Origin of the sequence: Mucilaginibacter glaciei, assembly GCF_014773245.1 — a bacterium.
Lineage (GTDB): Bacteria > Bacteroidota > Bacteroidia > Sphingobacteriales > Sphingobacteriaceae > Mucilaginibacter > Mucilaginibacter glaciei.
Genome location: NZ_JACWMX010000007.1, coordinates 46100 through 60219, shown reverse-complemented (window position 1 = coordinate 60219; position 14120 = coordinate 46100). Strand labels below are relative to the sequence as shown.

Annotated in this window: 14 protein-coding genes; all 14 read right to left on the bottom strand. The window is 41.8% G+C overall.

Going from position 1 to position 14120, the window contains the following annotated elements:
• Window positions 1–117: 117 nt before the first annotated feature.
• From IDJ76_RS16560 to IDJ76_RS16495, 14 genes are read right to left on the bottom strand one after another with little or no spacing between them, the layout of a single operon-like run.
• Entirely contained in the window at window positions 118–1416 is a 1299-nt protein-coding gene (locus IDJ76_RS16560) for a glycosyltransferase (RefSeq protein ID WP_224746374.1), read from the bottom strand.
• A gap of 10 nt (window positions 1417–1426) precedes the next feature.
• Window positions 1427–2185: a hypothetical protein gene (locus tag IDJ76_RS16555; RefSeq protein WP_191164598.1), complete on the bottom strand. Its 759-nt coding sequence runs from the start codon at window positions 2183–2185 to the stop codon at window positions 1427–1429.
• Complete coding sequence (locus IDJ76_RS16550; protein WP_191164596.1) at window positions 2164–3120, bottom strand: hypothetical protein; 957 nt, start codon at window positions 3118–3120, stop codon at window positions 2164–2166. The genes IDJ76_RS16555 and IDJ76_RS16550 overlap by 22 nt, the downstream gene beginning before the upstream one ends.
• Complete coding sequence (locus IDJ76_RS16545; RefSeq protein WP_191164594.1) at window positions 3110–4324, bottom strand: glycosyltransferase family protein; 1215 nt, start codon at window positions 4322–4324, stop codon at window positions 3110–3112. The genes IDJ76_RS16550 and IDJ76_RS16545 overlap by 11 nt, the downstream gene beginning before the upstream one ends.
• Window positions 4324–5298, bottom strand: coding sequence for an acyltransferase family protein (locus IDJ76_RS16540; RefSeq protein WP_191164592.1), 975 nt, complete (start codon window positions 5296–5298; stop codon window positions 4324–4326). Before IDJ76_RS16540 ends, IDJ76_RS16545 begins: the two co-directional genes overlap by 1 nt.
• The gene (locus IDJ76_RS16535; RefSeq protein ID WP_224746373.1) at window positions 5298–6293 is read right to left on the bottom strand and encodes a hypothetical protein; all 996 of its coding nucleotides are present in this window, start codon (window positions 6291–6293) and stop codon (window positions 5298–5300) included. Before IDJ76_RS16535 ends, IDJ76_RS16540 begins: the two co-directional genes overlap by 1 nt.
• Window positions 6293–6961, bottom strand: coding sequence for a class I SAM-dependent methyltransferase (locus IDJ76_RS16530; protein ID WP_191164590.1), 669 nt, complete (start codon window positions 6959–6961; stop codon window positions 6293–6295). Before IDJ76_RS16530 ends, IDJ76_RS16535 begins: the two co-directional genes overlap by 1 nt.
• A gap of 38 nt (window positions 6962–6999) precedes the next feature.
• Window positions 7000–8001 carry a glycosyltransferase family 2 protein gene (locus tag IDJ76_RS16525; RefSeq protein ID WP_191164588.1) on the bottom strand — a complete coding sequence of 334 codons (1002 nt, stop codon included), beginning with the start codon at window positions 7999–8001 and terminating at the stop codon, window positions 7000–7002.
• On the bottom strand, window positions 7983–8900 hold the full coding sequence (locus IDJ76_RS16520) for a glycosyl transferase (RefSeq protein WP_191164586.1): 918 nt from the start codon (window positions 8898–8900) through the stop codon (window positions 7983–7985). The genes IDJ76_RS16525 and IDJ76_RS16520 overlap by 19 nt, the downstream gene beginning before the upstream one ends.
• A 3-nt stretch (window positions 8901–8903) precedes the next feature.
• Entirely contained in the window at window positions 8904–9824 is a 921-nt protein-coding gene (locus tag IDJ76_RS16515) for a glycosyltransferase (protein WP_191164584.1), read from the bottom strand.
• Window positions 9824–10762, bottom strand: coding sequence for a glycosyltransferase family 9 protein (locus IDJ76_RS16510; protein ID WP_191164582.1), 939 nt, complete (start codon window positions 10760–10762; stop codon window positions 9824–9826). Before IDJ76_RS16510 ends, IDJ76_RS16515 begins: the two co-directional genes overlap by 1 nt.
• Window positions 10763–11605, bottom strand: coding sequence for a glycosyltransferase family 2 protein (locus IDJ76_RS16505; protein ID WP_191164580.1), 843 nt, complete (start codon window positions 11603–11605; stop codon window positions 10763–10765).
• A 20-nt stretch (window positions 11606–11625) separates the two neighbouring features.
• The gene (locus IDJ76_RS16500) at window positions 11626–12696 is read right to left on the bottom strand and encodes a hypothetical protein (RefSeq protein ID WP_191164578.1); all 1071 of its coding nucleotides are present in this window, start codon (window positions 12694–12696) and stop codon (window positions 11626–11628) included.
• Window positions 12696–14108: an MBOAT family O-acyltransferase gene (locus tag IDJ76_RS16495; RefSeq protein ID WP_191164575.1), complete on the bottom strand. Its 1413-nt coding sequence runs from the start codon at window positions 14106–14108 to the stop codon at window positions 12696–12698. The genes IDJ76_RS16500 and IDJ76_RS16495 overlap by 1 nt, the downstream gene beginning before the upstream one ends.
• Between the last annotated feature and the right edge of the window lie 12 nt (window positions 14109–14120).

Here is a 14120-nt window from a genome sequence, read left to right as displayed (position 1 = left end):
CCAGGTATAAAATACCTTGATGCTGATTTTTTTCCGCTCATGCAGCATTTTAAACACAGGAGCATAATACTGGATTGGATGAGTTACTATTACGGCTAACTTTTTCATAAGTTATCGCTATGAAGCATGATATAGCGCGTACTGACAAAGCACCTGATCAAATAAGAGGCATTCTTGGCGTGTCATTTCCAATGCTGAATACTTATCAACGGCATTAGTATTGTAGTCAATGTTGGCCGTATTCCCATTTATAAGCTGATCAAAAAAAATATTCAGATTTACCGTGCTTACTTCGTCATAATTATAAATGTGCTTTACACCATATTCCTGCAGGATGGGTATGGCCGAACTTGCTTTGTTGAAAATGGCCAGCACCAGTTTCCGATTTAGCAGGTAGGGGAATATTTTTGATGCTGTATATTGAGGATCGTCTGAACCAGGAATGAATAGTGCATTGGCTTGTTGTAAGGTTAGCAAGACATGGTAATAGCTAATCCTATCAGTAACTTCAATAACATGGTGCCCGATACCAAATCGTTGTGCCAGCGGCAAAATGGTTGCAGTGCCCTTCCCGGTGGGTGCATAGCTAGTACCGATAAAGTAAAATTTTATTTTAGAAAAGCCTTCCATATTGTTTTCTAACCCTAATTTGAAGGTCTTGAATACCGGGGCAATAGCCTTGTGCAAATCCTCGCCTCCGCGACCTATGTATACGATATTGATAAACCGATCGTCCAATAGTGAGGGGAACATTGGGCTATTATCTTTAGCAATTTTCAGGTCGGGTTCAAAGGCACCGAAAGTTATTACCGCCGCCGGAATATTTTTAATGACCGAGTAACGGGATTTGAGTTCATCGATATAGCTCAATGACACGCTAATCAATCCATCAACATTTTTTATGGCGATGGGTTCAAGGTATTTGTTGAGTCTATAAGCAAACCAATACTTTGGTGGACGCCGGTATTTGGGCTTGGTCATGTAATAATCAGAATGCCATGGATCCTGCATGTCTATCACATAAGGTACATTAAAGCGCTTTTTCCAATATGCGCCTAGAATGCAAAGCGGGAACTGGGTTGTTGAAAAGTAAATAAGATCAAATTGATCGTTTTTTAAAATTTGGGTTACCTGCTGTTTATAAAACCATAGCGATCGTACAGCAATACTGCCTAAGCCAAATTTTGAAGTAAACTTTTTGCTAAATGCTTTAACCTGGTGTATGGTGGTAGAGGGAGGCACACTTTGCTGCAACAGCTCGTCGGTTGCCATATCTGAATAAGTTCCGGCTACGGTAACCACTTCAACCTGCCATCCCATACCCTCAAAATAAGGTAGGCTCATGCGTACCCTATGCATATCAGCTGCGTTTACGGGCGGGAAATAAGGTGAAATGATGAGCAGTTTTTTAGGCATTTGATTAAATCTATTTATAAAGGCGACGAAAGAATTTCGGGTAAAGGCCCATGGTCATATGCAAGCCATAACTTTGGTTCAATAGCCTTTTGTTTTGGCTGAAGGGTATTAGTAGCGAGATATAGAAGCCAATACGATAGACTCGGCTTTGTGTCCATTTGTGCCAACCCTTACCACGATTAACGTAATAGTCAACCACTATCTGGTAGTTCCATCGCCAATCAAGTTGATGAACAAGGTTTTTTTTGAATACCACATTGTTCAAGGCTGCCTGATCATGAGAGCCCCATATTCCCTGGTCGCTATTATCCCAGCAATTGTATGGATATGATCCGTTGAGATAAGCTTCTTCCAAAAGATGCAGCGATTTTTGATAGGCTATAATGAAACCTGTATTGGCTGTCCATTTAACATGGGCCGCCTGGGTATTTGACTGAACAGGATCTTTACAAAGGCCAATCTTGGTTTCATCAAAACCTTCTATTGGGGGGCTTCCACCTTTTAACATGAGGTCGTCATCAACAATTATATACCGTTTAAAACCGGGTACTAAACGATGGACGATCAGTTTATTGAAATGCGGGGCTCTGTCTTCGCCTGCCATCTGCTTTTTCACCAGCATGCATGAATACCCGTGTAGTGAAGCCCATGCGGCAAGGCCAGGATAGGTAAAATTACTTAAATGTGAACGTTTACCTATCGATACCATCAGAACTATTGTATCTGCCGATTCTGTTATTACCTGTTTTATGGCTGTCGTTTCCACCATTTGTTGTGCTTAAATTTTTCTCTGGCCTCCGTCCAGTCGCAAACCTCATCAATAATATCATAAAATCCCCGTTGATTTTCGGGCAAGTTATTGGTCTCAACATGATTGATGATGGCCGGTAATTGCCCATAAAACGATTTGGTACGGTGGGGAGGATGTAATGACCACATCCCTTCGCCCGATCCTAAAAAATCTATCCGTTTCAGATTATGCTTTTTTATAAAAGTGCTGATTAGGTGTTCGGGTAAATCGGCATTACTCTGCCCGTCAATGATAGCCTTTACTTGGTTGCGAAGCGAGGGTTTTGTTATAAGGAGCTTGTTATTGTTGAACTTAGATTTATCAATTAAAAAAATCCGGGTGCTCATACCGGCAAGCTGCCAGGTAAAGGGCGCTATTTTGTTCATGATATGTTGCCCTTTTAAAGTATCGTTATGATCGGGCGGCCCTGGCAGCGGAGCCATTACAAAGCACGTTGGATCGATATTAAAATAACTCACGGCTTCGTTAATCCAGTTTTGACTACCGCCGCCCAGCAACATATCCGAATCCAAATGAAAAACCAGCTTGTTGGTAGCTGTATACAAGCCAAAAAAGTAAGCGTAAAAAGGACCACCCCTGAAATCTTTAAACGGCATCTGCGTTTTGCCAAAAAAGTATCTGGCAATTTTTTGTTCAACCGACGAGCTGTAATCAACAGTTATAACTTTAACAGGGTAAAAAGGCTCGATTTTTTCCTTCAAAAATCTATCTAAAAAATCTTTATATGTATTCCAGCCTTCGGCAAAGCGGCCTTTGCCCTGTTTAGTATCCACAGTTAAAATAATTTCATCGACCTGTTGCTGCAACTGGTTTAACTGATGCGGAAGCAGGTACTGCATATGCTGGTAATCGCCGGGAGCGAGGTTGATCTGTAAGCTAACCTTATGTTTCAAAAATGTTTTTTATAAGTATAATCAATTTATCTGCCTCATTAGCCCAGGAAAAGTTTACCCTGTAAAAATCAAGCACCTTTTTTTTTAACCCGTTCAGTTCACTGTTCTGTAATTTTGCACCAAGCTCATTCAGTATTCCTATTAATTCACCGGCATGGCCTTGTTTATACTGGAAAATAAGTTCGGGGCATTGGCTCGCTATTTCCGCCTGCCCCTGGTTGTATGAACTTATTATCGGAAGCCCCGCAGCCATGTAATGAAATAGCTTGTTGGATATGGTGAGGTTTTTATTGGGCGGATTGTCGGGCTCAAGCGCAAGCCCGAAATCGTAATTGGTCATATCATCAAGTAAAGATTCGTTGGGGATCAGCGGTAAAAAAATAATGCGGTCTTTTGCTGCCATCAAATTGTTAAGCAAATCTTTATAGCCGTTAACAATCTTTCCCCGTAGGCTGATTTCCCATTTGAACTCACTTTGCGCTAAACAACTAATGAAAAATTCAAGGCCCCTGCCCGGCCCAATGGTTTGCGAAAACCAATATAGCTTTATAAAGCCGACGGGCTGCCCATGATCAATAATTCCGGTGGATGGGATAAAGGAATTGTAGATTACCTCGGGCTGCTTTAAGGTATTAAACTGGATCTTTAGGGCGCTAGCCATGGCTTTTGATGTGGTATAGCAGCATGCGCCCTGTTCAATAGCTTTTTTCTCGGCTTTTTTGAGCAAATTTATCGGTCTTCCTTTTTGGGCATTGGGCAAAAGATCTTCCGAGTACCAATCTTCTATATCAAAGGCTATTTTACGTTTAGTAACCATTTTGCTGCCAACTACGGTAGCAAGTTCCTGGTGCATGATCAATAAATCGGCTTTTGACACCGATAAATATTTTTTTAATGCTGATACATGATAACCCAAGCTATTCGGGCTTTCGATATTTAAATAGGTTTGAGCGGCCACCCAAAGCTTTTTAAATATACGCGCTTTTATTGATGAGCGGTTTTTATACCGCAGGTCGCTGTATATTTTGTAATGCACATCGCTGTTGTGGAGCAAAGCCATATCCTCGTTATATAAATCCCCACTGTAAACAGCGGTCAGGATGGTTACATCAAACCCTGCACTGGCCAGTGCTAGCGCTTCTTTTAAAACACGCGGATTACGGCAAACATGCGATTGGGAAACGATAAGGATTTTTTTAGTCATCAGGTTTTTACCGGAGATCTTTTACGACCATATTTTAATTTATTGCTCAGGTTGATGGAGGGTTTTTCGATGAACGTATAAAATAGCCAGGCTAAAAATAACGACATGCCAAGGCCAAAAGTAAGCCTTAACCATTCGTAATTACCAGCCAAGGGGAGATGTCTTGAAACTGCTATCATAACCCGGCCCCAATCCCAGTGAATTAAATATAATGAATAACTGACAGAGCCGAGCCAAACGCCCGCACTGGTTAACCTATTGTTTTTTTCGGCCGGAATAAACAATATAAAAAGCACAGTGCAGAGGGCTGTTATAGATTGATAACGGCCGTTTACATACATGATGAATGCTGCAACTGCTATTGTTAAACTCCAAAATAAAGCTGGTTGCAGTTTTAATTCGGTTTTTCTGAATAGGACGATGCCCAAGGCGAACATACCAAACCAATTTGGCAAAAACGAGCTTGGTATTACAAAAGCTAAAGCAAACATAGGTAAAAGCGACAACACAAATACCGTATTTGACCTGGATGTAATGAGCGGGTAAAAAAGGCTGATGAAAATATAAAATTGTACTTCAATGGCCAGTGTCCAAAACACAGGAACTGTCCAAAAGTAACCTAAAATGCTGTTCAGATAAGCAAATTCACTAAGCAGAATCCTGCTATCCGGAACCGGAACTTTGGTAACCATCATTAACGCGATACCCAATATTATGGTTATTACATAAGGCGGGTAAATCCTGAGCAGTCGTTTTGCGTTAAATCTGCCATAATCGGCCAGACGATAGCTTCTCATAGCCATACTGTAGGGCAAAATATAACCGCTTATCACAAAAAAAATCTCAACGCCTAAATAACCGTATTGCCCAGTGGCTGCCACGCTTTTGCCTAATGAAGAGTTGTTGGTGAGGTGAAACCAAGTTACCGCTAACGCTGCTATGCCACGTAATATGTTTATGTTTTTTAACGGCATTATGGTAGCCCGGCTATAACGTTCAGCGCAATATCCACGTATTTTTGCGCGCATACTTCAAGCGATAGGTTTTTAAGAATGTAGTCGCGCGGCGCAAATTCAAGGTTTTGCTGCTTATTAATAAATGTACGTAATCCTGATATGAAATTTGTTGCATCCGTAAACTTTACCCCGCAGCGCTTATCCCAGTAGGGAACGGAGCTTACCGGTTCAAATTTTACTTTATCAGGATAATAGGAAGGGTCCTGCCACATACCGCCGCGATCCCAGGCTAAAATTGGTGTGTTGGTTGATAAGATCTGCTGATAGGCCAGCCCCTGCGTTTCATGTTCGCACAAAAATATAACCGCTTCCGAAACCGATATTTTCTGCATTAGTTCGGCATGGGTGTAAGCGCCATATTTTATGGTTGAAAATGTTTTACCCGACAATGACAGGTGGTCTTTTATCGGCTTGACCAGCGTATCGTTGTAATGATTGTGCTTCCACCTTATTTTGTCGTAAATTAAAAAATCAAATCGCTTATCAGCCGCTTTAATACCCTGATGCCATTTCTGCGTATCGATACCAACAGGCCAGGTAACAACTTTTGAGCCGTAGTACTTCTCAAACATTTGCTGCATCCAGTCGCCGGGAACGAGAATCTTTTTTACGTTAGGATATTTGTCAAAAAGATCGGGACAGTCCTTAGGGTGCGAAAAAACCCCGGCGCCAAAAAGTATCGGATTTTTCCATTTTTTATCAAACAATAACTGTGGTTTGCCAATAATACAAGCCAGTTCGTTAGGATGTTTACAGATGTATTTAAAATCGTTGAAACGATATGGAATCTTCAAGATATCAAGGCCCTTCAGTAATTCAAGGGCCACCATCATTACGCCTCCCGGCCGCGGCCTGCCACGAATAATACGCCTGATCAGTTGCCGAGGGTACCTATCAAATTTTAGCCACCTGTCAGGATTGGGTTCCCGGTAAAAAATGTTTAAAGGCAGCATTACACTTTTTGCGCTAATATCGCATAACTCATTCCACTTGAGTTATGATCAAAAACTTCGATAAGTTTTTTAATGAGCCGATAAACTATTTGAAGAGGAAATCTTAAAAGGGATAATTGCTGGTCGAAAATTTTTGTGTTGCCGTCAATGGTTACGGCCTTCACAATTTTAAATCCGTTATCATGGAGTAATTTTTCAACTATATGCGGCCATGGCGTAAAAACATGATGGTTGTTATCAAGATCGTTTTGCGTAAAGCAGCTTAAGTTGCCTTTCATGAGCAGGTTCAGTCTCGAATTGCTCCAGGCCGGGCTTGGTGTGGTCAATAGTAAATAACCATCCTTTTTTAAAACACCGGCGATGTTTTTAATACTGATCCAGGGATTATTTAAATGTTCTATTACTTCTAAGAAGGTTATAAGATCAGCCTGTGGGTCGTCATAAGGAAAAGGGTTTTCAATATCCCATTGCCTGCTGTTATCTGCAAGCGGCGCGAGATCAAAACTCTGATAGTTGATTGATAACTCCTCACAGTACTGATATAAAATTTCATCTCTTGAGCCGACATCGAATACCGTTTTTATCGCCGGGTTCTGATCAAGAATGGACTTTAAAGTTTGCTGTGCCCATATATAGCGGTTTACCGTTAAATTTTTTTCAAACTTCATTGGGCGTAAAAAAAAGGTGTATGTTCTTGATGATCATTTTATTTGTTGCGATGCTGAAATAGGTATTGTATTCTTTTGGCAAACTTCCATCCTTTAAAACGGGCTATTGTATTTAATAACGGCCCTCCGAGGATCATGTTGTACCGGTAAGGGGGAAGCTTTTCCAGCTCGGTTTTTACCTGCTTGTAAACATCAGGATGAATGATATAAGATTGCACTGCCAACTCGGTTAACTGCCTGAAGGCCGCTTTTAAAGCCGGTTCATCGGTGCGTTTGTTTAATAAGTAAGTATTCCTTAATAAAGTTGATTTGAGCAGGCTGAACATACCGAGAGTATTACTTTGGGAGGCTAGGTTTTGAGTCGTTTGTTTATACTTTCGGTAATAATTATATCCTTTGGTCTTTATAACTCCTTTAGAGTTCAGTACCATCCTTGCAAAAAATTCGCCATCGTCGTCAAGTGATAATTGTTCATTCCAGCCGCCAGCTTTATCTATCAATGCTTTGGGTGTAAGCCAGGCGTTGGGCTGTACCATGGAAGCGCTAAAATTATACCCACCCCAAAGGTGGATCATAAAATCAACTGGGTTTTGAGTAGTATACAGAAACTGCTCTTCATAAGCCGAAGGGATTTTTTTAAAGGGCTGTTCACCCTCAAAAAAATGAACAGTACTGCATACGGCCATCCTGTCATCGTCACCAGAAAGAGCCTGTATCTGGGCCTCAATTTTATCGGCGCTTAATATATCATCAGCATCCATAAACTGAATATATTTCCCCCGGGCTACCGACAAGGCTTTATTTCTTGCTACGCTTGCCCCCCGGTTATCCTGTTGCAGCAGGATAACATTACAGTTGCTGAATTTCTGAAGTTCCTGCCACGTTTGATCTGTTGAACCATCATCAACAATAATAACTTCAATATGAGGATAGCTTTGATCTAATACCGACCGAATAGCCTGCGATATATATTTTTCGCAATTATAAGCGGGAACACATACCGAAACCAACGAAAGCTTTTTCAGATCAGCTTTTTCCATGCGGTTTTATAATACACTTCTTTTGAAAGATCGACATAGTGATGCAAAATACCCTGGCTCTCATTCACGGTTATCTTATCAGGATTAACAATATAGCTGTCGGCCGGCAGCACATTGGCAACATCATTGCCTATCAGCATAGCTGATAACGCCTGCTCCAGGTAATAGGAGGTTCCTTCCTGTTGTTCTAGTTCGCGGGCCCAAAGTTCTAGCTTATCCCAATCTACGGTATCGCTGTTTAAACCGATTGCGCCAACATTTACTAGCAGTTTAATGGGTTTGCCGGTTAGCTCTTCCATCAGCTTTTTTGAATAATAATAAGCTTCCCCGCAATCAACCATATGGATGGGCTTGATGGGTTGGCTAAGCCATGCCATGATCTGATCGGGTTTATGCCAGAAAAGCATATCCGAATCAAGTACCAGTTTCCAGGCATTGCCAGGTATGGTATGTATATCCGTTAGTTTTTTAATATGCGTGTAAACCGCTCTTTTTTGATGCAAGTAAGGGTAACGCTCAATGGGGATTATCTTGTCCAGATTTTGCGCGATGATATTTTTGGTGATGAGATCCGCCCCGGGCAGTTGTTTTTTGATCCGGTTGATCAACGCGTCGTCAAAACTTCCGTCATCAACCAGTATAAACCTGAAATTTGTTCCGGCAACAAGTGTTAATGAACGGATGCAATACAGTGTTTGGTACAAGTAATTTTGCCCGGTTAGAAAATAAACAGGCAAGCCATCAGGTGCCGAAATTACAGGTGGCAAGCCAACTGATCTTTTTTCCATCTGCTTGCGGGCCGCCATCATTTTGCGGTAATTTATATACCCTCCAAACCGCCTGAAGTGCTTGAGCCGGGATTTAGGATTACGATAGAAAAAGTTAATTAGCGTTTGCATCTGTTAGTTTTCGGGCAGTGCGGCCATCCCTTCAAAAGTTCCGCAGACCCCTTGCCATTTAATATAGCTGGATTTGTTTTGCCAAGCTTTATACGTAACCCAGGCTTTTATTTTACGTGGTAACACGCCCCATTTCGGTATTTTTTTCCAAGGGTTAATGCCATGGCTTTGCAGTAATTGCACCCATGATTTATTGGTATTATGGATCAGGCGAGCCAGATAAGCTACTTCCATGCGTTTGGCGGGGATAATGTGCTGCAAAGTTAATTGCGGGAAATAACCTACCTGCCATCCTGATCTCAGCATTTCAAGCACTAAGTCATTATCACCTCCCGAGGTTAGGGATGTGCCGGTTCTATCGCTGATGTTACTTTGGCCGGTCGTTATTTTTTTGATATAAGTATCCAGCGCCTCACGCCTCATCGCCATGCCTGCACCAATCGGCGCAGCTTGAGGGTACCGATTAGCCCATTCTGAGATCATGACATTGTCGCCCAGATTGCGAAGGGCTAGGTTGCCGTAAAATTCTTTAAGCCAATCCGGGGGCCTGGATTCGAACAATGGTGACGATTTACCACCTATTGATGCTACCTTCGGATATTGATTGAATATGGATAGAACCTGCTCCAGGTAATCGCTATTAAGAACATTGTCATCATCAACCATCACAACAATATCGCCTGTCAATTCATTGAATCCCCTCAGCCGGGCATAAGTTAAGCCTTGTTTAGTTTCTGTAATAATTTTGGCAGAAGGGTGCCAGTCCAGATCAAATTCGTTATGAAAATAGTTGGATGAGTTGTTATCGACGATGATCAGTTCCCACTCATGCTTTGCTAAGGATTGGCTTTTCAGCCCGTCAATCGTTTGTGACAATCGTTTTTGATCAGGATTGTAAGTGGAAATAATAACCGAAAGCCTCATTAATTAACCAATAGATCTGCGCTTAACGGTTCGTTTTTTAAGCTAAGCTGTTTTAAAACGGCATCCACTACCAAATCTGCCGAGATCATGTTCATGCACTTTTTATCGTAATGGCAGGTATTATGTAACCAGCAGGGTGAGCACTCAACTGCCGAATAAATATTGTCAAAACAGGGATAGCCGGATTGATCGGGCCGTTCCCTGCCGCCGTAAATGATCACGGCACGGCAATTAACCGCCCGTGCCAGGTGCATCATAAAGCTCACATGTGATAATAGCAAGACCGCGTTGCTTAAAATGGCGGCGGTTTGGCGTACATCGGTTTTTCCGCGCATGTCGATAACATCAGTTAACGGCGCGTCAGCGAATGAGCCTAACTGAATAAACTGATAATCGTTCTTAAAACGGTCGACGACCTGTTGATATCTTTCAACTATCCACTCTTTGTTGCGCATAGGGAAAAGGGCTGCTGCAGCCGAGCTTGTTATTACGATAGCGTTTTTTGCCCACTCACCGCTATGGCGTTCGGTGGGAGTAAGGGTCAATACCGGTTTGGCTTTGATATTACCCTTCAAGTCCAGGTCATCCGCCATTTTTAAAATGATGTGCTTTTCCGGCACTTGGTCGCTATCGGTTTCTTTATTGTAAACGGTATATTTTGGATAAACCGTTTTTACGTTGAATAGCTTCAATACCGAGCCGGATAGTAAAGTCCTAAAAGGTTGCACTAATTTGATATGCGGGTTGTGCTCAAATAACTGACCTCTATCGCTTTTAACCCAAACGTTTTTAAAACCGCGCTCGTAAAGCGCGGCGGTTAGCACGGTGAGCAACAAGTTATCACCTAATGATTCGCCAAAGGCGATGATATGCGATGGGATCCCGTATTTTAAAATTTTGCCAAGCGTAGCGGTTATGGTTTTTATTGATCCGGCCAATTATCTCGCGGGCTTTGCTGTCCAGATCAGCATATTAAAAAATGTTTTGAACCTTTGGGAAATGCTAAGCGGGTTGGGCCGGATTATATAATATAAAATGTTGCTCCAGGCAAAGCTCATGCTTTGTTTTGTTTTGGCAAGATAAAGGCAGCAATAAACAGATTGGTTGAGACATGCGGCCTTGTCATCAAGTTTATCAGCAGCATTGTGTTGTGCTAATAAATGGTAGTGATAGCTAAAAAAGCGATAATCGTACATGGTTGAGCTTAGTCCCGCTTCACCAAAACGCGCTATATCCACATCTATATATCGAGTTTTAAATGCCGGGTTGCAAAACACTTTTAAGGTTAAATGATAATCGGCCGCCACTTTAAAGGTAAGCGCGTATTTACCGGTATATTCAAATACATTACGTTTATAAAATATACCCTGGTGATGGATGCCTCGCGATAATACTTTATTCAGGGTATTGTCGGTGTATTTTGTGCCGGATACCGCGCCGGTAACATTGCCGTAAACCAGATCGGCGTTTTGACTTTGTATAGCATTATACATTGTTTGCAGCGTATCCGAACCGGCAAGCGTATCATCCCCTCCTATAAAATAAAACCACTGGCCTGTCGCCATCTCCAGGCCTTTATTCATGGCATCATAAATACCTTTATCGGGTTCGGATATAAATTGGACGGCCGTTTGCCCGTATTTCCTAAAATTATTTACAATAAGTTGGGTATCATCTGCCGAACCTCCATCTACAAAAACTAATTCAATATCCTTAAAACTTTGGCTGCTGATGCTATTCAGCGTTTGCTGAAAAGTTTTACTGCTGTTAAACAGCGGCATGATGATGGAAAAAAAGGGTGTCAATTGGTGCTTGCTTTCAAAACATTATTAACCTGTGTTACCCAAATGCTGAAACCTATATCGTTCCAATGCGCATCGCTGCGGGAGTATAGATTTCTTTTATCCCTTTTAAAAATATTATAGAGAGGGATGAGGGGAACGCTTGCTTTATTTTCAATTTGTGGGGCTAACTGATTATAATTAAGCCTATGCTCATCGTAAACTGATGCGGCATTAGGTATAAGCGACAGGTAAACCTTTTTAAATCCTAACGATAGATAACGTTGTTGATCGATTTTCAAGCCCGCGCTTATCGAATCGATCTCTAACGGTAGCAAAGACCTGAATACAGATTTTTCGGAGGTTGTATCTATTGTGCTATTTAGCAACAAACGTTGCTTATCTGTACTTACAGCCACCTCTTTAGGTAATCGCCCTAAAATATAGTAATTGACCGATGCTTTAAGTGCTTTAAAAGGCGTGTACACTTTATCATCAAAAAGTAACAACTCAATATTTTTATTCAGATCCTTATTAAAAAGGATGTTGCCAATTCGTTCAAATAGTGAAACTGGTTTGAAAGGCGGAGGGATTGCCGCGTAATTTAAGATCTCAAACGAATTTTTTGAGCGATAGTTGGCGATGTTCAATTCCGAAAACTCCATGATCAGGTAGTTTTGTTTGGTGGTATCAGGTTTGATGGGTCCGAAGGGAAATCGCCTGTCCAGAAAAATAACGTGGTCAAAACCATCAAAGGCGTTATTGAAATTTTTATCTGCCGTAAAGCTATCGCCTATAATGTAGAGTACTTTATTGGTTGGGTTTTTATCAACCCGGTTATCGTAAGTTTTAAAGGGCGTAAGTTTGATCCTGTATTCGGGAATGAAACTCATGCCGTACAGATCGCCGTATTTCCATCTGTCGCTGCGTATAAAAATTTTGCGATAAAGCGATTGTGTTTTTTTGCTTTCGGGTGTAAGATGGTCGAAATACCTGTCTTGCTTAACCCGGTTCACAAAGCCCTGGTTCATGGCTGTTAGTAAAACCGCCAGGCTTGCAATAGTGATTAATATGCCGGTTATATTACGCATCAAAACTGGAAATAAATAAACTGAGCCTCATTAAAAACACCCAGAAAGTAGCAGAATATAAACAGCACAATGGAAGCCATTATTTTTTTGGAGATGCTCAGTTCCGCTATTTTGTACAGGTTCTTTTCGCCCGCCATCAACAAAATGATGATTAGCAGGCAATAAAAGACCTCTTTTATATTCATTAACCCGGCAGCCGTATAACTCATGTTATGGAACGTTACAATATGCCCAAGCATAAAAAAGGCATCCTGAATGGTATGCGCCCTGAAAAAGATCCAGGCAAAAAGCAAGTACATGAAAGTGAAAACCACGCTTAAGCTTTGGTACAATTTAGCAGGAATCTTTTTTGCCAGTTTGGTCCGGCGCTTTTTGGTATAAACCTCGTAACACATGGCTACAGAATGCAATAAGCCCCAAATAATAAAGGGCCAGCCCGCGCCATGCCATAAACCGCTGACGAAAAAAGTAACCGTTAGGCCGAAGTACACCGCCCCTTTGCCCCAATCGCGTTTGTTGATGAGGATGGGGGTAAACACATAATCGCTAAGCCAAGTGGAGAGTGAGATATGCCATCGGCGCCAGTATTCGGTGATGGAAGTGCTGGTGAACGGGTAGTTAAAATTCCGCATCAGTTCGATGCCGAGGGTAAGCCCCGCGCCAACTGCTATATCCGAGTAACCGCTAAAATCGCAATAGATCTGGAAGGCGAAAAAGAAAATGCCCACCATCATCTCCAACGCCGAATGGGCATGCAGGTTGGCAAACAACGGATCGACATACAATCCCAACCTATCGGCTATTACTACTTTTTTAAACAGACCCACCAGCATCAGAAAAATACCGGTAACCAGGTTTTTAGTATTGTAATTATTAACCCTGTGCAGCTGTGGTAAAATATGCTGTGGCCGCTCTATAGGCCCCGCCACCATCTGCGGGTAAAACATTACATATAGTGAGTAAATGCCCAAATGCCGCTCGGCTTTTTGATTACCGCGGTACACCTCGATGGTATAACTCATGGCCTGAAAGGTGTGGAAAGACAACCCGATAGGCAAAATTAAGTTAAGCAACGGAATTTCGGGCGCGTGAAATGACGAGCCGATAAAGTTGATATTCTCGGCCAAAAAATTGAAATACTTGTAAAAAGCCAACACGCCGATATTAGCCGCCAAACTTAAAATAAGGAAAAACTTACGCCTTCGCCCCTCCGACTTTTCGATCACAATTCCAGCGATGTAATCAATAATAATAGTAAAAAATATAATGAGAATGTATACCGGCTTAAAGTACATATAAAAGTAACAGCTTGCAGCCAGCAGCCATCCCCAGCGGGCTTTATGAGGCAGCAGGTAGTAAACAGGCGTTACTGTCAGGAAAAAAAGTAGGAACAGGAGCGAGTTAAAAAGCATTGACCGGGCGGT